Source organism: Streptomyces sp. CGMCC 4.7035, from assembly GCF_031583065.1.
Taxonomy (GTDB): Bacteria; Actinomycetota; Actinomycetes; order Streptomycetales; family Streptomycetaceae; genus Streptomyces; species Streptomyces yaanensis.
The window spans coordinates 6546967-6567687 of record NZ_CP134053.1 but is presented as its reverse complement, the minus strand read 5'-3'; the positions used below and the strand labels follow the sequence as shown (position 1 = coordinate 6567687).

Genomic DNA, 20721 nt, shown 5'->3' with positions numbered 1-20721 from the left:
GCCTAACGCATTCTGGTTTCCCGGGGCTCGGCGCCACCACCGCGCTACGTAGGGATCGCCCGGCGAAAACTTCATCACTCTGTAGCGACGAAGCATGCCGGTTCGAAGGGGAGGCAGTCCGCTCAGGCGGCGGTGTCGTCCCCCTGCGGTACCAGCAGCTCATGGATGCGCAGGCCCAGATGCAGGATCAGCCGGTCGGCGCCGTTGTCCAGGTCGAGCCCGGTGATCTCCTGGATCTGCCGCAGGCGGTAGTACAGCGAGGTGCGGTGGATCTGCAGCACTTCCGCGGTCCTGGGGATCGAACCGGCGCTTTCGAGGAAGCACCGCAGGGTCTCCTCCAGGCGGGGGCCGGTCGCGGCCTGCCACCGAGGTGACCCTTGCCGCCGATGCCGCGGATCCGGTTGCGGGGCCGGTGTGTGTGCTGCTCGGTGAAATGCCGGTGCACGGTCGGCCCCGACGGGCCGAAGACCGGCGGCAACTGCCGCCAGGTGCAGCCCATGGTGGCCACGAAGATGATCGCCGCAAGAACCTCACGGTCGCCGTGCCGACGCCGGCCCCCGCCCTACGGTCGCGTCGGAGCGGGAGGCCCTAGGGCGCGTATCGAGTCGTGATCAATTTGCGGGATGTGCCTTCGTGGCACGGTCCGGTCCGATAGACGGTCTTACGTGACGCGAGTGCAACTGACCGATCCGGATTGGGAGTTCATCGAGCCGTACCTGCCGATCGGCGGGTACGGCCCGTACCCCGAGCGGCAGCAGTTCGAGGGCGTGATCTGGCGGTTCAAGACGGGCGGGCAGTGGCGGGAGGTGCCGGCGGAGTTCGGGGCCTGGCCGACCGTCCATAACCGCTTCCGGCAGTGGCGTGACGCCGGCGTCTTCGAGGCTCTGCTGGAGGGCCTGATCGCGGAAGCCGCGAAGCGCGGTGAGGTGGACCTGTCCCTGGTCAGCATCGACTCCACCACCGCCCGGACCCACCACGACGCGGCCGGGATGCACCTCGACGAGGACGTCATCACCGCCCTGGAGAAAGCCGCCGCCGAGGAGGAGAAGGCCAGGTCAAAGGGGGCGGCCTCGAAGAACAAAGCGGACAGGAGACCGAAAGCGATCCCGCGCGGGAAGAACGAAGACGCATCCGGCGTCGGCGGAAACTCCGGCTGAAGGCCGCCCTCCTCGGACGCTCCAGGGGTGGGCAGACCAGCAAGGTCCACCTCGCCGCCGACCGCACGTGCCGCCCGCTGGCGTTCATCCTGACCGTGGGCCAGGCGGCGGACAGCCCGCAATTCATCCCCGTCCTGAAGAAGGTGCGGGTGCGCGGGCCCGTCGGCCGCCCCCGCACCCGGCCGGACGCGGTCGCCGGGGACAAGACATCCGATGCGGTTGATCTGTCAAGCGGCAACGGAGAGTTGAGGAGCTTGGGGAACGGGGAATGCGGTGGCTTCGTCGTAGCGGGTTCGTTTGGTGAGGCAGTGGTGGAGGCAGCCGAGCATGCGGTTGAAGAGGTTGCGCTGGGCGGCGGTGTGGCGGTCGCCGTCGGCCCGTCGGCGGTCGTAGTGGGCGCGGGCGCCCGGTGAGGCGGTCAGTGCGGCGAAGGCCCAGACGTAGCCGACCGAGGCCAGGCGCTGGTTCTTGACCCGGCGGGCCATGACCGCGAGGCTTCTGCCGGACGCCCGGGTGACCGGCGCGGCCCCGGCGAAGGCTTTGAGTCCCTTCGCGTCGGAGAAGCGGGATCGGTCGTCGCCGATCTCGGCGAGCACCCGGGCGCCGGTGAGAGACCCGAGCCCTGGAAAGCTGGTGATGATCTCGGCGTCCGGGTGTGCTTCAAAAGACTCCACCGCGGCAGCCGTCAGATCGTCTGCGCTGGTGCAGGCGGCGTCGAGCTGTCTCAGCAAAGCGATCGCCTGGCGGCCCATGGCCTGTTCGACTTGCGGAAGCTGCCGCATCTGCGGGACCCGCAGGGCCTGGCGGAGCCGTTCGGCTTCCGCCTCGATGCCGCGCTGGCGGCCGGCCTTCTTCAGGAGCGAGCACAGCTGGGTGCGGGTGAGCTTGGCGGCCTGTTCCGGGGTGGGGGCGGCGGCCAGTACGACGCGGGCTGCCTTCGTGCACAGTCCTTCGCGTCTGGGCTGGAAAGCCGCGAGGAAGCCTGGGAAGTATTCGCGCAGGTGGGAGCGGAGTTTGTTGCCAGCCTGAGTGCGGTCCCAGACGGCGTCCTGCTGGGCGCGGGCCAGGACGGCGATGGCCTGGGCGAGTTCACTGTCGTCGGGCAGCGGTCGGTGGGCGGCCCTGTCGGTGCGCAGGATGTTCGCCAGCACCATAGCGTCGAGGTGGTCGGACTTCTTGCGGGCGACCGCGTGCCGGTCGCGATAGCGAGCAGCTGCCATCGGGTTGATCGCGTAGATGGGACGCTTGGTGGCTCGAAGGCAGGCCACGAGCAGGCCGCGGGAGGTTTCGATCGCCACCGGGATCGGGGCGTCCTCGCTGTCGCCGTGCGTGGTGAGAAGGCCCAGGAGTTGTTGCAGGCCCGCGGCGTCGTCGGTGATCCGGGCCCGGGCTAACAGGGTTCCCTCGTGGTCGACCAGGGCGACGTCGTGATGGTCGTTGGCCCAGTCGATCCCGCAGGTGACGGTCATCGTGTCGTTTTCGTCCTCTCGGTCAGGGGCGTGTTGCTGCTGGTCGCAGCCGTGCGGGGGCACGCGTCTCCCTAATGGAAGGGCTCGATGGCCCAGCATCCGATTAGCCGTTCGTGACCCCAGCGACCCGCGGGGTCCTCGGTCTGCTCAGGAGCTCGGCGGCTCCAGGCTTTGTAAGAGGTGATCCCCGCGGGTGGCTCGGACCACGGACTTCAACGATCCGATCGTCGTGCTGGATGCGGTAGTTGCGTCCGGTCTCGTGGTACTGAACGGTGCCGGGGCCGGCGCTTGTCCAACGGCTCGAGGGCCCAGGCGTACTCTGCGGCTTCCCGGCACCGATCACCACCACGATGTATCGCGCTTGCTGAAGCGGGGCCCGCAGTCTCTTTCAGGGCCTCGACGGGCCGGGGTGGGCCTGGCGGTGCCCCGCTTCACTGCCCATTAGGCGTACTCGTCCCGCGGTAATCGCGCCCATCTGCGCAAACGTCGTATCAAGGCGGTCATCCCGGAGAAGAAGGACCAGGCCGCCAACCGGAAGAAGAAGGGCTCCAGAGGCGGCCGGCCCGTCAGCCACGACGCCGACCTCTACAAGGAGCGGAACACCGTCGAACGCGTGATCAACAAGCTCAAGGCATGGCGAGGCATCGCCACCCGATACGACAAGACTCCCGGCAGCTACCTCGCCGGTCTCCCCTGCGCGCCTCGATGATCTGGGTCAAAGACCTCACCAGGACCACCCGGTGATCACGACTCGATATGCGCCGTAGGTGACGCGCTGAGGTGCCGGACGCCAGGGGCGGGCAGGGAGTTGAGTCAACGGTCAACCAGCCGTGGACGAGGGGCCTCGCCCGTGGATTCCGCGTCGGTGTCGTCGGCGGCGTCGATGCCGACCGGGCCTCGGGGAAGCATCCGGTCCAGCCACCTCGGCAGCCACCAGTTGGCCCGGCCGAGGAGTGTCATGGTCGCCGGTACCAGCACCATGCGTACGACCGTGGCGTCGATGAAGATCGCGGTGGCCAGGCCGAGCCCGAACATCTTGGTGGAGGGGTCCTCGGCGACGGCGAAGGACAGGAAGACCGCCACCATGATGAGGGCGGCCGAGGTGATGACCCGGGCGGTGCCCGAGACACCCTCAACGATCGCCGTGCCGTTGTCGCCGGTGCGCAGGTACTCCTCGCGTACGCGGGAGAGGAGGAACACCTCGTAGTCCATCGACAGGCCGAACAGGATGGCGAAGAGGAACATCGGGATGAACGACACGATCGGAACCGTCGCTTCGAGCCCGATGAGTGCGCCTCCCCAGCCCCACTGGAAGACCGCGACCATGATGCCGTAGGCCGCGCCGATGCTCAGCAGGTTCAGCAGTACCGCCTTGAGCGGTACGAGTATCGAGCGGAAGACCAGCATCAGCAGCAGGAACGACAGCGCTAGCACGGCGGCGACGAACACCGGCAGGCGTTGGCTGGTGCGTTGGCCCACATCGGACAGGCTCGCGGCGGCGCCGCCGACGTGGGCCCTGGCCGGGCCGTGCCCGATCGCCGTGGGCAGCACCTCGGTGCGCAGCCGGGCGATGGTGTCGGCCGTGGCCTTCTCCTGAGGGCTGGTGGTCGGGAACACCACGAGGGTCGCGATGCCGGTGGCCCGGTCGATGTGCGTCGGCGCGACGGATGCGATGCCCGGATCCGCCGCGACCGTTGCGATGAGACGGTCCAGCACTCCCGGATCACCGGTGGGGTCCGCGGCGATGACGAGGGGACCGTTGGTGCCCGGGCCGAACCCCTCGGCGACGAGGTCGTAGGCGCGGCGCTCGGTACGGCTGTGGGGCAGTGAGCCGTCGTCGGGCAGGCCGACGCGCAGGCCGAGCACGGGCAGCGTCGCGGTCAGCAGCAGCCCCGCCGCGCCGACCGCGTACGGCACCGGGTGCCGGCTGACGTGCCCGATCCAGTGCCGCCACCCGGCGGCGGGGACAGCGCCCGCCGCCGTGTCCCGCCGCCGTGCGAGTCGGCCCAACTGCCTGGCCCGAAGAGCCCGGCCGATCCGACCGGCCCGGCTTAGACGCGGGCCGGCCGTGCCGAGGAAGGCCGGCAGCAGCGTCACCGACGCGAGCACCATGGTCAGAACGACGATCGAGACGGCAAGCCCGCCCACCGTCATGAACGGCACGTTCGCGACCGCCATGCCGAGGATCGATACGACGACGGTGCCGCCGGCGAAGACCACGGGCCTCCCCGCCGTGGCCACCGCTCGTCCGGCTGCCTCGTGGGGATCGAGCCCGCGCGCGAGGTACTCCCGGTGCCGGGCGAGCACGAACAGCGCGTAGTCGATGCCCACTCCGAGCCCGACCATGCTGCCCAGGACCGGTGCGAAGGTCGGGACGTCCGTCACCCCCGCCAGTACCGTCATCGTGGCAACCCCGACGGTCAGCCCGAAGACCGCCATGCCGATCGGCAGCGCGGCGGCGACGAGCGAACCGAACGCCAGGAACAGGATCGCGGCCGCGGCGAGGAGGCCGATCAGCTCGCTTGCGCCGCCGTCGGGGTCGGAGAAGACGTAGAAGAGGTTCCCGCCCATCTCGATGCGCAGGGGCAGCTCGGCGCGCAGCCGGTCGCCGAGATCGACGAGGGCGTCGAGGTCCTCGGTCGACAGCCGGCTCTGGTCGGGGTACTGCACCCGCACGACCGCGATCCGCCCGTCGGCCGAGACAAGGCCGCCGCGCACGGCGGTGTCCCCGCCCGCGTCGAGTGCCCCCGCCGGGTCGCTCGTGCCGAGCACGTGCGGCAGCCGCTGCACCTCGGTCTGCAGCCGCGTGAGAGCGGTGCGCGCGCTGCTGTGGTCGAAGAACGTCGCACCGCCGTCGAGGGGGGTGACGACCACCTGCGCGGTCATCCCCTCCTGGCCGGTGCCGGCCCGCTCGATCAGCTCCGCGGCCCGTTGGGAGTCCAGTCCCGGAGCGGTCATCGAGTCCGCGGTCCGCCCGCCGAAGGCGATCGCGGCGAGGACGGCGAGCGTGGCGGCGATCAGCCATGCCGCGATCACCCGCCAGGGATGGCGGGCGGCGCTTGCGCCCAGGCGCAACAGGGCTTTCGAGAGCATCGGGTCCTCCAACCACCTCGTCGGCCGTCCATGTACGGCCGCCGGTGCCGAGGTTCGTCGCCACGGCGCTCTGCGGCATCGGCTCGCGGGCCGCGGATTGGTCGGCCCCAGGGCGGAGTGACGCCCCGTCCTTTCGGCCGATGCGCACCGCGGCGCGGTCCCTAGGCTGAGAGCCGTGCTGCGAGACGACCTGCGAACCCTGTGGACCGAACCCCGGCCGCCCGACGCGCCCGCCCGGGTGTGGCGGGACTGGGCGCTGCTCGCCGCGGGCCTGGGCGGTGTGGTGCTGGAGGCCACCCTGCGCGAGAACCTCGTGTGGCGGCCGGTGGCGGTGGTGTTCGGCGTATGGCTGTGCCTGCTGCCGCTGTGGCGCCGGACCCGCCCACTGGCGATGGTCACGCTGGCGTTCGGCTCGGTGATCCTGCTTGCAGTGGCCTCGCTCGTCGCCGCACCGCGCGAGCCCGTCGGCCTGGACACCAGCGTGGTCGTGCTCGTGCTGGTGTATGCGCTGCCCCGGTGGGGATCGGGACGGGAGATCGTGCTGGGCAGCGCGGTGATCCTCACGGCCTTCGCGCTGTCGGCCGTCGCGGACGACACCCCGGCCGGCGAACAGGTCGGGGGCTTTGTCTTCCTGTGGCTGCCCGGCGTGATCGGGGCCGCCGTGCGGTTCCGGGGGACCGCTCGCGAGCGGCAGTTGGAGCAGACACGCTCCCGCGAGCGCGAGCAGCTCGCCCGGGAACTGCACGACACGGTGGCCCACCACGTGTCGGCCATGGTGATCATCGCCCAGGCGGGCCGGGTGCTCGCGGGCACCGACCCGTCCGCCGCCGTCGAGGCGCTGGAGGGGGTCGAGGAGGAAGGGGCGCGCACGCTGGAGGAAATGCGCGCCATGGTCGCCGCGCTGCGCGACCGCGGGGTCGGCGCCGAGCTGGCGCCCCCTGCCGGAGTCGCGGATCTGGAGCGCCTGGTGCGCACCCCGGGTGGTCGCCTCAGGGTCGACCTGGGGCTCGACGGCGAACTGGACTCGCTGCCCCCGGCCGTGGACGCGGCCGTCTACCGCATCGTGCAGGAGTCGGTGACCAACGCGATGCGCCATGCGGTCAGCGCGACCGAGCTCGTGGTCCGGGTCACCGCGGAACGGCACACGGTACGGGTGAGCGTGCGCGACGACGGCCAACGCACCGGCCGTGGTCGCGACGGATACGGACTTACCGGACTGCGCGAACGCGCGACCCTGCTCGGCGGCACACTACGAGCCGGCCCGGGCGCCGACCAGGGCTGGCACGTCGAAGCCGAACTGCCGAGAGCGAGGAGCGAGAGCGGTGGCCATTCGCGTCCTCGTCGCTGACGACCAGACGATCATCCGCACCGGGCTGCGGATCATGCTGAACGCCCAGCCCGGCATCGAGGTGGTCGGCGAGGCCGCCGACGGACACGAAGCGGTACGCCTGGCCCGCGAACTGCGCCCCGACGTCTGCCTGTTCGACATCCGCATGCCCGTGATCGACGGACTCGAGGCCACCCGGCTGATCGCCGGCCCGGGCGTCGCCGACCCGCTGGTCGTGGTCGTCATCACCACGTTCGACCTCGACGAGTACGTCTACGGCTCACTGCGTGCCGGCGCCCGCGGATTCCTCCTCAAGGACACGGGACCAGACCTTCTGGCCCAGGCCGTACGGTCGGCGTCCGACGGTGAGGCGCTCATCGCGCCCAGCGTCACCGTCCGTCTGCTCCAGGCATTCGCGGACCTGCCCGCCGGCCGGCCCGCGGCCCAGCCGGTCTCCCCCGTCACCGCCCGCGAGGAGCAGGTGCTCCTCGCCGTCGCTCGCGGGCTGACCAACACCGAGATCGCCGATGCGCTGCATATCAGCCTCAGCACGGTGAAGACGCACCTGGCCAGCCTGATGGCCAAACTCGGCGCCCGCAACCGGGTCGAGATCGCGATGTGGGCCTACGAAACGCGCCGTATCCTCCCCGGAACCTGAGCCGGGTGCCGGGCCATGTCCCATGAGTCCCCACCCGGACATCAGTGCACCGGTCGGCTCAGGTCGCCACCACGTGCCCCACCCGCCCCAGAGCGAGACGTACCAGAGGCCGGAACTGGGACGGTGAGACACCCGATACGACAAGACTCCCGACAGCTACCCCGCCAGTCGCCACCTGCACGCCCCGATGATCTGGATCAAAGACCTCACCAGGACCACCCGATGATCACGACTCGATACGCGCCCTAGGAGGAGGCCTGGTGATGGTCGCGGTGTTCACGGAGATAACCGCCGAGCTGTGCATCAGCGTGGCGACGGCGAGGACGTACCTGACCCGCCTCCTGACCAAGCTGGACGCCAGGGACTGGGTCCACCTGGTGATCACGGCGTACGAGGCGGGGCTGGTATCGGTGCCCAGGTCTTCCCCGTCACTGCTCGGCGGCTCTGCCGAGAGCGTTCGCTAACCGAGCGTCTTCGCCAGCAGCTCCGCCGCCTCGGCCACCAGGGCGTCATCCCGGGCGGCGCCCTGGTCGGGCTTCGTCGTCTGCACGGCCAGCACGATCGGTGTGCCGGTCTCCGTCCAGGCGACGCCCCCGTTGTTGTTCGTGCCGTACGAGCCGCCTCCGGTCTTGTCGGCGATCGTCCATGTCCTGGGCAGTCCGGCTCGGAAGCGGGCGTCGCTGGTCGTGTTGTTGAGCAGCCAGTGCGTCAGCAGTTCGCGATCCGGGCGGTTCAGCGCGCGGCCGAGGACGAGACGGGCGTACGTGCGGCCGATCGCGCGGGGGCTCGTCGTGTCCGTGACCCGCCATGGCTCGGCGGAGTTGAGCTCCGTTTCCCAGCGGTCGAGTCGGGTCACCGGATCGCCGAGGGAGCGGGCGAAGCGGGTGATCGCGGTGGGGCCGCCCAGCTCCCGCAGCAGCAGGTTGCCCGCGGTGTTGTCGCTGTAGCGGATGGCCACGTCGGCGAGTTCGGCGATCGTCATGCCCTCGGCCAGGTGTTCCCGGGTCTTGTCGGAGCCGTCCACCAGCTCGTCGGCTGCGTAGTGGACGCGGCGGGCGAGCACCTCGCCGTCGCGGTCCAGGTCCCGCGATCTGGATTCTTGCTTGCCACGGGCCTGCCGAAGGGCGCCCTCTGGTCGATCGGGTCAAGGGGTCGGCTCTGCACCATCTCAAGGAACTGCGTCCTGGCTCGACGGGCCGAAGTGAGGTGCGCGTGCTGTTCATGTTCGACCCGTGGCGCTCCGCGATCCTCCTGGTGGCTGGAGACAAGGCGGGGAACTGGAACGCTTGGTACGACGAGGCGATCCCGCTGGCCGAGCTTCGGTACGCGGAATACCTGGCTGATCGGAAGGAGTCCGGGAAGTGAGCGGATACACCAAGTGGTCGGCCAGTGGACACCGCGAGCGAGCGGAGGAGTTGTCCGGCGGCCCGGGCGCGTTTCTTGAGGGGGCCCAGCACCTGCTCGCCGAGGCACGGGCCTGGCGGCTGGTCGAGATGCGCCAGGAACGGGGGTTCACCCAGGCGCAGGTGGCCGAGCGCATGGGTGTGAGCAAGGGCCGGGTCTCGCAGATCGAGAGCGGTCAGGTGTCAGGTACGGACGTGATGGCGCGGTACATCGAGGCCCTGGGAGGAAGCCTGGTGATGGTCGCGGTGTTCGCGGACGGGGAGTTGCGGAAGGTCGTGTGACCCGGCGACTGCTGCCCTCACCGTTGCTGTAGCTGCCCCGCACGCCGAGAGGGCGACGGGTCACTCGGACATCTCGGACAAGTTGCTGGCGGAGTGAGGGGCGGGCAGCATGGCTCCGTCAGTGCAAAGCTGCTGTTCAAAGCGGGTGGGCACGCGCTACGGCTCCTGAGGCGGACCTCGGAGAGGCCGGCGGGTGGCGCGGCACCCGTGGGACCGGCACCGGCCCGGAGGGCCGCACCGGCCGGTCGGCGAGGACGACCGATTCCACCGCAATGCGACCGGCCGCGGGCCGGCCCGGAACAGCAGCAGGAAGGGCGCGACCGGCGCCCATCAGGAGGGTTTCATGAGCAGCATCGCCGAGTGGCTCGAACAGAACGTCACGACCGACAAGCGCGCGCTCGACTGGTACCGGGAGCCGGAATGCGAACCCCGTATCGTCCGCGCCTACCGCCAACTGCTGAGCGGCTATGAGATCGACACCTCGACGATCCTCAAGACCACGATCGAGGTCCAGGGAGAGCACGCCGGCGTGGTCCGCGTGCACGACATCAACTACTACTCCATCTGCGCGCACCACTTTCTGCCCTTCTACGGGAAGGTGGCGATCTCGTACGTGCCCGGCGACCGGATCCTCGGCCTGGGCAAGTTCCCCCGTCTGGTGCAGGCGTTCAGCCGCAGGTTCCAGATCCAGGAGCACCTCGTGAAGGACATCGCCGAGGAGATCATGTCCTCGGGTGGGGCGCGGGCGGCGCGGGTGCTCTCCACCGGCCGGCACATGTGCATGTGCAGCCGGGGCCCGTCCGACCAGACGGCGATCACCGACACCTCCTACGTCACCGGCGACAAGGAACTGTTCACCCGGTTCGGCCTGGACGACTGATCGTTCCGGGAACGAGACATGGAACTGGGCTTCGTTCCGCCGCACGCGCTGCGTGACGGCTCCGAGCACCACTACTGTCTGCGGTGCCACGGCGAATCGGTGGAGTGGCGCACCGTGGGCGGCCGGCGGCACAGCGCGTGCCTCGACTGCGGTCACGTCGCCGACCGGGCACTGGTGCTGGATCCCGCGATCCGGTGGTGGACGGACCCCGAGGGCGAGTACTGGCACGAGACGGCGGGCGTGTTCGTGCGGGACCTCCGTGGCCGCATCCTGTTCTTCGACCGTACGGCCTTCCCCTTCGGCCTGACGATTCCCGCCGGGCACGTCGAGCGCCGCGAACAACCCGACGAGGCGGCGGTGCGCGAGCTCCGCGAGGAGACCGGCATCGCCGGCACTCGGCTGGAACACCTGGCCCGGATCCCCGTACCCGGTGACGGTTGCCGCCGTGGCGCCGACGCCCATGTGTGGCACGTGTACCGGACGGCCGACGCGGTGGACGCCGACCTCGCGGTCGAACTCGGCCCGGAGGGCACCTCGGCCGTCTGGCTCACGCCCGACGAAGCGTTGAACCATCCCGTTCCGGTCACCTACGCGGTACGCCGCCTGCTCGACGCGTCTCAGGGCGCGCTGGTCTCTTCCCGCGCGGCCGGCTGATGCCGACGGGTACCGGCGTTCCGATACGGGCCGCGATACGGGCCGGGCGGCGGGAATGGGTCGGGCTCGCCGTCCTCGCGCTCCCGACCATGCTCATCGGTCTCGACATGACGGTGCTGCACATGGCCGCGCCGTCGCTCAGCGAGCGACTGCACCCGAGCACGACCGAACTGCTGTGGATCGTCGACATCTACGGTTTCATGGTCGCCGGTTTCCTTGCCACGATGGGCACTCTCGGTGACAGGATCGGCCGCCGCCGACTCCTTCTGACGGGTGCTGCCGCATTCGCCGCGGCCTCGTTGCTCGCCGCCTGCTCGTCCGACGTGAGGACGCTCATCGCCTCGCGCGCGCTGCTCGGTGTCGCCGGGGCGACCTTGATGCCGTCGACCCTGTCCCTGATCAGCAACATGTTCCGTGACCCCGGCCAGCGGCGGCTGGCGGTCGCGGTGTGGATGACCAACTTCAGCATCGGCGGAATGATCGGCCCGCTGATCGGCGGGCTGTTCCTGGAGCACTTCTGGTACGGCTCGGTGTTCCTGCTCGGTGTGCCGGTGGGCGTCGTCCTGCTGATCGCCGGTCCGCTGCTGCTGCCCGAGTACCGCGATCCGAAGGCCGGCCGACTGGACCCGGTCAGCGTCACCCTGTCCATCGTGACGGTGCTGCCGGTGGTCTACGGCTTCAAAGAGATCGCCCAGCAGGGCGTCCGTACACTGCCGTTGCTGAGCATCGCGGCCGGGCTCTGCCTCGGTACCGTCTTCGTACGCAGGCAGCTGAAGCTCACCGATCCCATGCTGGACCTCCGGCTCTTCTTCCGCCCGGCGTTCGGGGTGTCACTGGGCGGGCTGACCCTCGGGCTCTTCGCGGTGACCGGGACGCAGTTCCTACTACTCCAGTACTTCCAGGTGGTGCTGGGACTGTCTCCGCTGGCGACCGGCCTGTGGACGCTGCCCGCGGTGGCGGCGGGCGTCGTGGGCGCGCTCCTGGCCCCTCTCCTGGCGAACCGGACGCGCCCGCTCGGGGTGATGGCGGGCGGCTTCCTGCTGTCCGTGCCGGGGCTGGTGCTGCTCACTCAGGCCGGTACGACGTCCGGGCCGCTCCTCGCCGTCACCGCATTCGCCGTCCTGTCCTTCGGCGTCCAGGCCGCGCTCGCCCTCACCAACGACGTGATCATCAGCAGCGCCCCGCCCGAACGCGCCGGCAACGCCTCGGGCATCGGGGAGACCGGGGCGAACCTCGGCGAGGCGCTGGGTGTGGCCGTCGCCGGATCCGTCGCCGGTGCGGTGTATCGCGCGAAGATGGACGGCGGTTCCCTCGCCCAAACGGCGTTCACGGACGGAATGCACGTGGCGGCGCTGCTCAACATCGGCGTCCTGCTGACGCTCACCGCGGCGCATCTGGCCCTCCTGCACCGCGAGACGGCACGTCGCGGCTCCAGGACGGCCGCTAGCTCGATACCACGGTACGAACGAACTCCGTCCAGGCGGCCGAGCCGATGAGGAGGACAGGGCCGTCGGGGACCTTGCTGTCACGGACGGGGACGACACCGGGGACTCCGTCGGCGACCTCGACGCAGCTGCCGCCGTTGTCGTCGCTGTAGCTGCTCTTGCGCCAGCGGGCAGCACCGAGGAAGTCGTACGCGACCTCGATGCAGTCGCCGCCTTCGCCGTTGCTATAGCTGCTCTTGCGCCAGCGGGCGTTGCTCAGGTCGTACTCGCGCATCGTCTGAAGTCCTCCGCCGCCGCTTCGATCAGAGGGAGGGACGCCGTTGGCGACAGCGCGGCGGCCCTGAGCAGATCGTATGCGCGCTGTGCACGCTTCACCACCGCCGGATCGTCGAGGAGCGTGCCCGAAAACGAGGTCTCTGTATAGCCAGTTGGCGGTGCGTCCTCGAACTCCATGAGCTTCAGCATCCCGATCATGGCGGTATGGGCGCCCTGCGCGTACGGAAGCACCTGCACCAGCGCCTTCCGCTGCCGCACCATCCCCACGATGTGGTCCAGCTGATCAGCCATCGCCGCCGCCCCGCCCACCGGAATGCGCAGTACGTTCTCGTGCAGCACGACCCAATACTCGGGCCTTGTAGCGTCCGCCAGGATGCGCGCCCGTTCCAGCCGCGCGGCCACCGTCTCCTCCACGTACTCGTCGGTGGCGAACGGGTTGTTGGCCACGGTCACCGCACGCGCGTACGCGGCCGTCTGCAACAACCCCGGCACCAACGTAGGCGCGAACTCACAGATCTTCGTGGCCGTCCGCTCAAGCTCGACCACCTCCGCGAAGTAATCCGCATACCGCGTGTCATCAATCAGCTTTCGCCACGTGCGCTCGAAAAAACCCTCGGTTTGCAGGACATCGTCAATCCGCTGCGCAACATCCAACTGTGGTTTACGAATGGCCTGTTCGAATTGGCCGATGTAGCCGCCGGAGACGAAAACCCTTGTCCCCAGCTCCACTTGAGTGAATCCCGCGTTCTCCCGGCGCCGTTTCAGCTCCGCCCCGAAGAACTCCCACGCCGCCTGTCGTGCACCCTTGGCCACAGCTCAACGCCCCTCTGCTGCCTCGTACTTGTAGAGCACAGACTCCTGTCGAGTGTAGACGCAGAGCGTCACCATGGAGGCGCGAAGCGTGAAACTCCAAATGTGAGGGGAACAGGGTGACTGCAGTACATGTACCACTCGGGGGACGAGACTCGGCGCGCTGCGTCGAAGAGGCGGAGGAAGCAGTGAAGGAATTGCGGGCGGCACTCGCAAACGCAGGAATTAAGTTGCCGTCGCTCCGGCTCGACCCGGCAAGTCTCGCGCGGGAGGCACCCTGTCCGCTCGTGGAATTGGGCGGCTGTTCCGTCGATGTCGCCGCCCGGCTCACGGCGGCCCTGCGCACGCAGCGGGACCCGGAGGTGGGATGAAGCCGCCGATCGGGTCGTACGCCGTCGACATCCGTACCGGGAAGGTGGGCGTGGTGATGGGGCACGAGGGACCGTACGTACAGCTGAGACCGTACGGCGGGGGCAAGGAGTGGGACGTCGAGCCGGACGCCGTGCGCGTCGCGACCCAGGCGGAGCGTCTGCGCGCCGCCACCGCGTATGCCAACGCCCGCAGCCGCGGGGAGGTGCCTTGAAGGGGGAATGGGAGGGGGTGGGGGCGAAAGGTGCCCGCCCGGCCCGGAGCGCGCCCGCCGTAGGCGAGAATGGGCCCCATGAGTCTGTTCCGCGACGACGGCATCGTGCTGCGCACCCAGAAGCTGGGTGAGGCGGACCGGATCATCACGCTGCTCACGCGCGGTCACGGACGCGTACGCGCCGTGGCCCGCGGCGTGCGGCGGACGAAGTCGAAGTTCGGGGCCCGGCTGGAACCCTTCTCCCACGTGGACGTGCAGTTCTTCGCACGCGGCGGGAGCGAACTGGTCGGGCGCGGGCTGCCGCTGTGTACGCAGAGTGAGACCATCGCTCCGTACGGCAGTGGGATCGTGACGGACTACGCGCGGTACACCGCCGGGACCGCCATGCTGGAGACCGCCGAGCGGTTCACCGATCACGAGGGCGAGCCGGCCGTCCAGCAGTATCTGCTGCTCGTCGGTGGGCTGCGGACGCTTGCCCGGGGTGAGCACGCGCCGAACCTCGTCCTCGACGCGTTCCTGCTGCGCTCCCTCGCCGTCAACGGCTACGCGCCCAGCTTCGGCGACTGCGCCAGGTGCGGCATGCCCGGGCCGAACCGGTTCTTCTCGGTGGCGTCCGGCGGGGTCGTCTGCGGCGACTGCCGGGTGCCCGGCAGCGTCGTACCCTCACCGGGGGCCCTGGAACTGCTCGGCGCGCTGCTGACGGGAGACTGGGAGACCGCGGACGCGTGCGAGCCGCGGTACGTCCGGGAGGGCAGCGGGCTGGTGTCGGCGTATCTGCACTGGCACCTGGAGCGCGGACTGCGCTCGCTCCGGTACGTGGAACAGTAGGCAGACACAGACAGCAGAGCGACAGCAGATCGAGGAGCGAGAAGCACATGGCCGTACGCGGGTTCCTGGGGCGTCAGCGCCGCGAGTACAGGACGCCGGAGCCGCACCCGTCCGGGGCCCGTCCGCCGAAGTTCCCGGGCGAGCTGGTCCCGAACCATGTGGCGATCGTCATGGACGGGAACGGCCGGTGGGCCAAGGAGCGCGGGCTGCCGCGCACCGAGGGGCACAAGGTCGGCGCCGAGCGCGTCCTGGACGTTCTCCAGGGCGCGATCGAGATGGGCGTCGGGAACATCTCGCTGTACGCCTTCTCGACGGAGAACTGGAAGCGTTCGCCGGACGAGGTGCGCTTCCTGATGAACTTCAACCGCGACTTCATCCGCAAGACCCGTGACACGCTCGACGAACTCGGTGTCCGGGTGCGCTGGGTGGGCCGGATGCCCAAGCTGTGGAAGTCGGTGGCCAAGGAGCTCCAGGTCGCCCAGGAGCAGACCAAGGACAACGACCTGCTCACGCTGTACTTCTGCATGAACTACGGCGGCCGTGCCGAGATCGCGGACGCGGCGCAGGCGCTGGCGGAGGACGTGAAGGCAGGCCGGCTCGACCCGTCGAAGGTCAACGAGAAGACCCTCGCGAAGTATCTCTACTACCCGGACATGCCGGACGTGGACCTGTTCCTGCGGCCGAGCGGTGAGCAGCGCACCTCCAACTACCTGATCTGGCAGAGCGCGTACGCCGAGATGGTCTTCCAGGACGTGCTGTGGCCGGACTTCGACCGACGTGACCTGTGGCGCGCGTGCCTGGAGTTCGCTTCCCGCGACCGTCGCTTCGGCGGGGCGATCCCGAACGAGGAGCTGTTGGCCATGGAGGGCAGCACCGAGGGCAGCTGATCAACGGCGCTACGATCCCGCCTCATGGTCATGGACATGGGGCGGGATGCCGTGCAGGACGTGGTCGAGCTGGTGTACCAGCCCGTCGCGAAGGACTACGTGAGGGGACTGCGCGCGCGTAGCGGGGTCAGCAGGGCGGGCAAACTGCGGAAGGTGGCGTTCATCTTCCTCGCGATCGCGCTCTGCATGGAGGCACTGCTCGCGCTCACCGGTGGCCATCTGGACTGGAGGTTCGCCGGCTGGGCCGCGCTGGTCGTCGTCCTGCTGCTGCTCCAGCCCATGACCCAGGGGCGCCAGCTGTTCCGGTTCGCGCAGCGGCAGGGCACCTTCCGCGCCTCGGTCGCGGACACGGGCCTGACCGTGGTCACGGACAACAGCACGGTCAACGTCAACTGGACCATGCAGCCCCGCTACCGGGAGACCCCGGAGCTGTTCGTCCTGATGAGCGGCGACAAGAACGCGACCGGCATGACGATCCTGCCCAAGCGCGGCGCCCAGCACCCCGCCGACGTCGACCGCCTCCGCGCGATACTCGACCGGCATCTCACCCGCGTGTGAGCGCCAACCGGGCCACCCGTGCCACCCGTGTCGCCCGGGGCTGTGCGGCGGCCGCCGTCTTCGCCTTCGCGGCGCTCGTCGTGCTCTTCGCCTTCGGGGGGACGATCGAAATGGAGTCGTTCCCGGGGCTGCGGGAGAACATGGCGCCGGTGGTCGCCCTATGCCGCCAAGCTCGCCGCGATGCAACGCCAAGGCATCTGACCGGCGCAAGGCTTCTGCCCTGTCTTCTGAACCCGGGGTGGCGGAACACCGTCACCCCGGTCTGCCCGCCCGGTACTCCGGGCGGGACCGTGGAGGTCCGCTGATGAGTAATTCCGAGCTCTTTCGGTTGCTGGAGCCGCTGCCGGATGCCGAAACGGCCCTGGCCCGGGCCCGTGCGCTGCTGCACAGCCATGGTCACCCAGAGCACAGCGACCCCTGGGTGAAGCAGGTGATGGTGACCACCGCCGAGCAGCTTGACCACGTCGTCACCGCCCTTCCCCGGGCGCATCTCATCGTGGGCGGCGACGACCCGTCAGTGAGGGCGGTCCTGAAGGCAGACCTGGACAAGCAGGGCATCGGATACCGCGTCGTCGAGGACGGCCACCGGCTGTTGCTGGAGGTCGACATGCGGCCTGAACTGTGCAGACTGTGGCCGTTCCCCCACGATGTGCGGCTATCGCTCGGATTGGTCCCACCCTTCGGCCACGAGGACATGGAGGATGAGGACGACTCCACGGAGGCCGAGGTGGACGCGATGGTGGCAGTGCTCGGCCCTCTGGTGCTGGACGTCCAGTGGGAATCCTCGCTGCGAGGATTCCCCGACGCCAAACTCTGCGGCGTACAGCTGTGCCTCAACGCAGAATGGACGACCTACGCCGAACCACGCCTCGGCGCCTTCAACGTCTACCTCTCCATCGGCACCCGCAGCGCGAACCGCGCTGTCATGGACCAGTGGCTGCGTAACAGCGGGCTGCCCCTCGGCGACCCGCTGCCCGGTTGGTGATTGCTCAGCGGGCGGGCTTGGCGAAGTCCGCTGCGGTTCGGCCGCGCCCTGAAGGGGCGCGGGGAACCGCGCGACGAGCCACGACGGGCTCGCAGCCATCCGACGGCCCTGTGCGGCACATCCGCGGAGCGCTTGGCGGCCTCGTCCTCAAACTCCCCCAAGCTCTTCGAGCAGGGGGGACCCCCAGACGGGCTGGTTCTAGCCGCCGGAGGCGGACGCGCAGTCCGCGCACGTGCCGAAGATCTCCACCGTGTGCGCCACGTTGACGTAGCCGTGCTCGGCGGCGATCGCCTCCGCCCACTTCTCCACCGCCGGGCCCTCGACCTCGACCGCCTTGCCGCAGACGCGGCAGACCAGGTGGTGGTGGTGTTCGCCCGTCGAGCAGCGGCGGTACACGGACTCGCCGTCGGAGGTGCGCAGGACGTCGACCTCGCCCGCGTCGGCGAGGGACTGAAGCGTGCGGTAGACCGTCGTCAGGCCCACCGAGTCGCCCTTGTGCTTGAGCATGTCGTGGAGTTCCTGCGCGCTACGGAACTCGTCGACCTCGTTGAGCGCCGCCGCCACGGCGGCACGCTGGCGGGTGGATCGTCCCCGTACGGGCGGGCCGGCGGTCGTCACCGTTGTCTCCTTTGAGGGCTCGTTCGCCTACAGGGCGCTCTGAGCCGGTGTCGAGACCCCTCCGGCTCTCTCACGGCTCACGTCTGCGCCTTGCCGGGCCATTCTGCCAGCCCGGCCTGTACGCGGTCAGACTCCGATCTCGTCGGCCGCGCTCCGAGTGGCCGGAACGGCGCACTCCAGCGGGTCCCCGGAGGACTGCGCGGCGGCGGCCGCACGGGCGCGCCGCCGGGCCAGCGGAGAGGCCAATGCGGTCAGCGCGATGAACGCCGCGATCGTCAGCAGCACGATCGTCGCGCCGGGCGGCACGTCCTGGTAGTACGACGTGACCGTGCCGCCGATGGCCGTGGTCACGCCGACGGCGACCGCGATCGCGAAGGTCGCGGCGAAGCTGCGGCCCAGCTGCTGTGCCGCCGCCACCGGGACCACCATCAGCGCGGAGACCAGCAGCAGACCGACCACACGCATCGCGACCGTCACGGTCACCGCCGCCGTGACCGCCGTCAGCAGGTTCAGCGCGCGCACCGGCAGGCCCGTCACCCGGGCGAACTCCTCATCCTGGCTGACCGCGAAGAGCTGGCGGCGCAGTCCGAGGGTGACGAGCAGCACGAAGCCCGCGAGCAGGCAGATGGCGGTCAGGTCCGATTCGCTCACCGTCGACAGAGAGCCGAACAGGTACGACAACAGGTTCGCGGTGGAGCCGCCCGGCGCGAGGTTGGTGAACATCACGCCCGCGGCCATGCCGCCGTAGAAGAGCATGGCCAGCGCGATGTCGCCGCGCGTCTTCCCGTACCAACGGATCAGTTCCATCAGCACCGTGCCGAGGACGGAGACCGCCACCGCCATCCACACCGGCGATGTGGACAGCAGAAAGCCCAGGCCGACGCCCGTCATCGCGATATGGCCGATACCGTCGCCCAGCAGGGCCTGGCGGCGCTGTACGAGGTAGATGCCGACGGCGGGCGCCGTGATGCCGACCAGGAGGGCGGCGAGCAGGGCCCGCTGCATGAAGGCGTAGTCGAGGATTTCCATCAGCTCAGCAGTCCCGTACGGATCGGATCGGTGCCCGCCGGCGCGTGCGGGTGTACATGGTCGTGGCCGGGCAGGGCGTGCTGGCCCACGGCCTTCGGGGGCGGGCCGTCGTGCAGGACGCAGCCGTCGCGCAGGACGACCGCCCGGTCGATCAGCGGCTCCAGGGGGCCCAGTTCGTGCAGCACCAGCAGCACGGTCGCACCCGACGCCACCTGGCCCTTGAGGGTCTGTGCGAGCACCTCCTGGCTCGCCAGGTCGACGCCCGCCATCGGCTCGTCCATGATCAGCAGTTCGGGCTCGGAGGCGAGCGCGCGGGCGATCAGCACACGCTGGTGCTGGCCGCCGGAGAGCGCGTCGACGGAGTCCTTCGCCCGGTCCGCCATGCCGACGAGGTCCAGGGCCCGTCGTACGGCCTCGTGGTCGGCCTTGCGCAGGACGCCGAAGCGGGCGCGGGAGATCCGGCCGGAGGAGACGACCTCGGTCACCGTGGCGGGCACGCCGCCCGCGGCCGTCGTGCGCTGGGGCACGTATCCGACGCGCCGCCAGTCGCGGAAGCGGCGGCGCGGGGTGCCGAACAGCTCGATCTCGCCGGCGGTGACGGGCACCTGGCCGATGACGCTGCGCACGGCGGTCGACTTGCCCGAGCCGTTCGCGCCGAGCAGCGCGACGACCTCACCACGGTGCACGGTGAGGTCGATGCCGCGCAGGACGGGGCGCGAGCCCAGGTCGGCGCGTACACCGCGCAGGGATATGACGGGCTCGCCCATGGTGTCCATGGCGTCCGTGGTGTCCATGGCGTCCTCCGTAACGATCACTTGGTCCCCAGCGCGGTCCGCAGGGCCTTGAGGTTGGACTCCATGACCTGGAAGTAGTCGTCGCCCCGCGACTTGGCGGTGATGCCCTCGATCGGGTCCAGGACGTCCGTCTTCAGGTTCGCGTCCTTGGCGACGGTCTTCGCGGTCTTGTCGCTGACGAGCGTCTCGTAGAAGACCGTGGAGACCCCGTCGGCCCGCGCCATCTTCTCCAGATCCTTGACCCGGGCGGCGCTGGGCTCGGACTCGGGGTCCAGGCCGTTGATGGCCTCCTCGGTGAGGCCGTAGCGCTCGGCGAGGTAGCCGAAGGCTGCGTGTGTGGTGATGAAGACCTTGCTCTTGGTGTTCTTGAGGCCTTCCGCGAACTGTGTGTTGAGGGCGTCGAGCTTCGCGACCAGCGCCGCGGTGTTCTTCCTGTACGCGTCGGCGTGGTCGGGGTCCGCCTTCTCGAAGGCCTTGCCGACGCCCTGGGCGACCTCGGCGTACTTGACCGGGTCGAGCCAGATGTGGGGGTCCTTGCCGGACTCCTCTTCCCCCTCGTGGTCGTCGTGCTCGGCCGCGTGCCCGCCGACCTCGTTGCCGTGCTCCTCCAGGGCGGTCAGGGAGGCGGCGTCGATCTTCGTCTTGATCTCGGACTGGGCCACCGCGTCGTCGACGGAGGGCTGGAGGTTCTTGAGATAGAGCACCGCGTCGGACTCCTGGAGCTGCGCGGTCTGGCGGGCGCTGATCTCCAGGTCGTGCGGCTCCTGGCCGGGCTCGGTAAGACTGGTGACATGGACGTACTTCCCGCCGATCTGCTCGGCGAGGAAGGCCATCGGGTAGAAGGACGCGACGACGTCGAATTTGGCGGTGTTGCCGGCCGTGGCGCCGGCGGAGGAGCAGGCGGAGGTCGCCGCGAGGGTCAGGGAGGTGATCCCCGCCAGGGCGGCCCCGGGTATGAGGCGTCGTCGTACGTTCATGACAGTCA

Annotated in this window: 21 protein-coding genes and 5 pseudogenes; 15 read left to right on the top strand and 11 right to left on the bottom strand. The window is 69.7% G+C overall.

Translation table 11 applies throughout. The features are described from left to right. Positions 1-122: 122 nt before the first annotated feature. Both Q2K21_RS28885 and Q2K21_RS28880 read right to left on the bottom strand, forming a co-directional pair. A complete protein-coding gene (locus Q2K21_RS28885; RefSeq protein ID WP_310781307.1) occupies positions 123-329 on the bottom strand; it encodes a helix-turn-helix domain-containing protein in 207 nt (68 codons plus the stop codon). Between the two features lie 95 nt (positions 330-424). After that, positions 425-586, bottom strand: a pseudogene (locus tag Q2K21_RS28880) (transposase); the annotation flags it as partial. A gap of 79 nt (positions 587-665) precedes the next feature. On the opposite strand from Q2K21_RS28880, the pseudogene Q2K21_RS28875 reads away from it, so the two are divergent. After that, positions 666-1363, top strand: a pseudogene (locus Q2K21_RS28875) (transposase); the annotation flags it as partial. A gap of 21 nt (positions 1364-1384) precedes the next feature. On the opposite strand, the gene Q2K21_RS28870 reads toward Q2K21_RS28875, so the two are convergent. After that, a complete protein-coding gene (locus tag Q2K21_RS28870) occupies positions 1385-2626 on the bottom strand; it encodes an IS110 family RNA-guided transposase (protein ID WP_310773324.1) in 1242 nt (413 codons plus the stop codon). Positions 2627-3071: 445 nt separating this feature from the next. Here Q2K21_RS28870 and Q2K21_RS28865 point away from each other — a divergent pair. After that, a pseudogene (locus tag Q2K21_RS28865) lies at positions 3072-3370 on the top strand (transposase); the annotation flags it as partial. A gap of 69 nt (positions 3371-3439) precedes the next feature. Here Q2K21_RS28865 and Q2K21_RS28860 read toward each other — a convergent pair. Continuing rightward, positions 3440-5719 (bottom strand): MMPL family transporter, encoded by a 2280-nt coding sequence (locus Q2K21_RS28860; protein WP_310776606.1) that lies wholly within the window; start codon positions 5717-5719, stop codon positions 3440-3442. A gap of 175 nt (positions 5720-5894) precedes the next feature. On the opposite strand from Q2K21_RS28860, the gene Q2K21_RS28855 reads away from it, so the two are divergent. The 3 genes and pseudogenes from Q2K21_RS28855 to Q2K21_RS28845 form a co-directional block, all read left to right on the top strand. Further along, entirely contained in the window at positions 5895-7067 is a 1173-nt protein-coding gene (locus tag Q2K21_RS28855; RefSeq protein ID WP_310776604.1) for a sensor histidine kinase, read from the top strand. After that, positions 7042-7704 carry a response regulator transcription factor gene (locus Q2K21_RS28850; RefSeq protein WP_310776602.1) on the top strand — a complete coding sequence of 221 codons (663 nt, stop codon included), beginning with the start codon at positions 7042-7044 and terminating at the stop codon, positions 7702-7704. The genes Q2K21_RS28855 and Q2K21_RS28850 overlap by 26 nt, the downstream gene beginning before the upstream one ends. Before the next feature lie 278 nt (positions 7705-7982). Then, positions 7983-8168, top strand: a pseudogene (locus tag Q2K21_RS28845) (hypothetical protein); the annotation flags it as partial. Here Q2K21_RS28845 and bla read toward each other — a convergent pair. Then, a pseudogene (gene bla / locus Q2K21_RS28840) lies at positions 8165-8791 on the bottom strand (class A beta-lactamase); the annotation flags it as partial. The pseudogenes Q2K21_RS28845 and bla sit on opposite strands and share 4 nt — an antisense overlap. Here bla and Q2K21_RS28835 point away from each other — a divergent pair. The 5 genes from Q2K21_RS28835 to Q2K21_RS28815 all read left to right on the top strand — a co-directional run bounded on the left by Q2K21_RS28835 (position 8740) and on the right by Q2K21_RS28815 (position 12419). Continuing rightward, complete coding sequence (locus Q2K21_RS28835) at positions 8740-9069, top strand: type II toxin-antitoxin system RelE/ParE family toxin (protein ID WP_386276145.1); 330 nt, start codon at positions 8740-8742, stop codon at positions 9067-9069. The pseudogene bla and the gene Q2K21_RS28835 overlap by 52 nt on opposite strands. Next, positions 9066-9389 (top strand): helix-turn-helix domain-containing protein, encoded by a 324-nt coding sequence (locus Q2K21_RS28830; protein WP_310776600.1) that lies wholly within the window; start codon positions 9066-9068, stop codon positions 9387-9389. Before Q2K21_RS28835 ends, Q2K21_RS28830 begins: the two co-directional genes overlap by 4 nt. Positions 9390-9732: 343 nt before the next feature. Further along, entirely contained in the window at positions 9733-10269 is a 537-nt protein-coding gene (folE, locus tag Q2K21_RS28825; RefSeq protein WP_310776598.1) for a GTP cyclohydrolase I, read from the top strand. Positions 10270-10287: 18 nt separating this feature from the next. Then, the gene (locus Q2K21_RS28820; protein WP_310776595.1) at positions 10288-10923 is read left to right on the top strand and encodes an NUDIX hydrolase; all 636 of its coding nucleotides are present in this window, start codon (positions 10288-10290) and stop codon (positions 10921-10923) included. Beyond that, positions 10923-12419, top strand: a complete 1497-nt coding sequence (locus tag Q2K21_RS28815) for an MFS transporter (protein ID WP_310776593.1) — start codon at positions 10923-10925, stop codon at positions 12417-12419. Before Q2K21_RS28820 ends, Q2K21_RS28815 begins: the two co-directional genes overlap by 1 nt. Here Q2K21_RS28815 and Q2K21_RS28810 read toward each other — a convergent pair. Together Q2K21_RS28810 and Q2K21_RS28805 are read right to left on the bottom strand one after the other, a co-directional pair. Then, the gene (locus Q2K21_RS28810; protein ID WP_310776591.1) at positions 12367-12642 is read right to left on the bottom strand and encodes a DUF397 domain-containing protein; all 276 of its coding nucleotides are present in this window, start codon (positions 12640-12642) and stop codon (positions 12367-12369) included. The two genes, Q2K21_RS28815 and Q2K21_RS28810, sit on opposite strands and share 53 nt — an antisense overlap. After that, the gene (locus Q2K21_RS28805) at positions 12624-13457 is read right to left on the bottom strand and encodes a helix-turn-helix domain-containing protein (RefSeq protein WP_310776589.1); all 834 of its coding nucleotides are present in this window, start codon (positions 13455-13457) and stop codon (positions 12624-12626) included. The genes Q2K21_RS28810 and Q2K21_RS28805 overlap by 19 nt, the downstream gene beginning before the upstream one ends. Before the next feature lie 364 nt (positions 13458-13821). Between Q2K21_RS28805 and Q2K21_RS28795 the strand changes: the two genes are divergently transcribed. The 5 genes from Q2K21_RS28795 to Q2K21_RS28775 all read left to right on the top strand — a co-directional run bounded on the left by Q2K21_RS28795 (position 13822) and on the right by Q2K21_RS28775 (position 17295). Beyond that, complete coding sequence (locus Q2K21_RS28795) at positions 13822-14037, top strand: hypothetical protein (protein WP_310776585.1); 216 nt, start codon at positions 13822-13824, stop codon at positions 14035-14037. A 78-nt stretch (positions 14038-14115) separates the two neighbouring features. Beyond that, positions 14116-14865: a DNA repair protein RecO gene (recO, locus tag Q2K21_RS28790; RefSeq protein ID WP_310776583.1), complete on the top strand. Its 750-nt coding sequence runs from the start codon at positions 14116-14118 to the stop codon at positions 14863-14865. Positions 14866-14912: 47 nt separating this feature from the next. After that, positions 14913-15752, top strand: coding sequence for an isoprenyl transferase (locus tag Q2K21_RS28785; RefSeq protein ID WP_310776581.1), 840 nt, complete (start codon positions 14913-14915; stop codon positions 15750-15752). A gap of 24 nt (positions 15753-15776) precedes the next feature. Further along, the gene (locus Q2K21_RS28780) at positions 15777-16310 is read left to right on the top strand and encodes a YcxB family protein (protein ID WP_310776579.1); all 534 of its coding nucleotides are present in this window, start codon (positions 15777-15779) and stop codon (positions 16308-16310) included. Between the two features lie 304 nt (positions 16311-16614). Further along, complete coding sequence (locus Q2K21_RS28775; protein WP_310776577.1) at positions 16615-17295, top strand: hypothetical protein; 681 nt, start codon at positions 16615-16617, stop codon at positions 17293-17295. A gap of 198 nt (positions 17296-17493) precedes the next feature. Here Q2K21_RS28775 and Q2K21_RS28770 read toward each other — a convergent pair whose 3' ends face one another. The 4 genes from Q2K21_RS28770 to Q2K21_RS28755 form a co-directional block, all read right to left on the bottom strand. After that, positions 17494-17913, bottom strand: coding sequence for a Fur family transcriptional regulator (locus tag Q2K21_RS28770; RefSeq protein ID WP_310776575.1), 420 nt, complete (start codon positions 17911-17913; stop codon positions 17494-17496). A gap of 126 nt (positions 17914-18039) precedes the next feature. Then, positions 18040-18942, bottom strand: a complete 903-nt coding sequence (locus tag Q2K21_RS28765; protein WP_310776572.1) for a metal ABC transporter permease — start codon at positions 18940-18942, stop codon at positions 18040-18042. Continuing rightward, on the bottom strand, positions 18942-19709 hold the full coding sequence (locus Q2K21_RS28760) for a metal ABC transporter ATP-binding protein (RefSeq protein ID WP_310781305.1): 768 nt from the start codon (positions 19707-19709) through the stop codon (positions 18942-18944). Before Q2K21_RS28760 ends, Q2K21_RS28765 begins: the two co-directional genes overlap by 1 nt. A 44-nt stretch (positions 19710-19753) precedes the next feature. Then, positions 19754-20713: a metal ABC transporter substrate-binding protein gene (locus Q2K21_RS28755; RefSeq protein ID WP_310776570.1), complete on the bottom strand. Its 960-nt coding sequence runs from the start codon at positions 20711-20713 to the stop codon at positions 19754-19756. Positions 20714-20721 lie beyond the last annotated feature (8 nt).

Excerpts from the sequence above, each read along its gene's own strand:
- Q2K21_RS28870 (WP_310773324.1), bottom strand. The coding sequence starts at position 2,626 with ATGACCGTCACCTGCGGGATCGACTGGGCCAACGACCATCACGACGTC.
- folE (WP_310776598.1), top strand. The coding sequence starts at position 9,733 with ATGAGCAGCATCGCCGAGTGGCTCGAACAGAACGTCACGACCGACAAG.
- Q2K21_RS28775 (WP_310776577.1), top strand. The coding sequence starts at position 16,615 with ATGAGTAATTCCGAGCTCTTTCGGTTGCTGGAGCCGCTGCCGGATGCC.
- Q2K21_RS28780 (WP_310776579.1), top strand. The coding sequence starts at position 15,777 with ATGGTCATGGACATGGGGCGGGATGCCGTGCAGGACGTGGTCGAGCTG.
- Q2K21_RS28795 (WP_310776585.1), top strand. The coding sequence starts at position 13,822 with ATGAAGCCGCCGATCGGGTCGTACGCCGTCGACATCCGTACCGGGAAG.
- recO (WP_310776583.1), top strand. The coding sequence starts at position 14,116 with ATGAGTCTGTTCCGCGACGACGGCATCGTGCTGCGCACCCAGAAGCTG.
- Q2K21_RS28810 (WP_310776591.1), bottom strand. The coding sequence starts at position 12,642 with ATGCGCGAGTACGACCTGAGCAACGCCCGCTGGCGCAAGAGCAGCTAT.
- Q2K21_RS28760 (WP_310781305.1), bottom strand. The coding sequence starts at position 19,709 with ATGGGCGAGCCCGTCATATCCCTGCGCGGTGTACGCGCCGACCTGGGC.
- Q2K21_RS28815 (WP_310776593.1), top strand. The coding sequence starts at position 10,923 with ATGCCGACGGGTACCGGCGTTCCGATACGGGCCGCGATACGGGCCGGG.
- Q2K21_RS28755 (WP_310776570.1), bottom strand. The coding sequence starts at position 20,713 with ATGAACGTACGACGACGCCTCATACCCGGGGCCGCCCTGGCGGGGATC.
- Q2K21_RS28820 (WP_310776595.1), top strand. The coding sequence starts at position 10,288 with ATGGAACTGGGCTTCGTTCCGCCGCACGCGCTGCGTGACGGCTCCGAG.
- Q2K21_RS28765 (WP_310776572.1), bottom strand. The coding sequence starts at position 18,942 with ATGGAAATCCTCGACTACGCCTTCATGCAGCGGGCCCTGCTCGCCGCC.
- Q2K21_RS28785 (WP_310776581.1), top strand. The coding sequence starts at position 14,913 with ATGGCCGTACGCGGGTTCCTGGGGCGTCAGCGCCGCGAGTACAGGACG.
- Q2K21_RS28860 (WP_310776606.1), bottom strand. The coding sequence starts at position 5,719 with ATGCTCTCGAAAGCCCTGTTGCGCCTGGGCGCAAGCGCCGCCCGCCAT.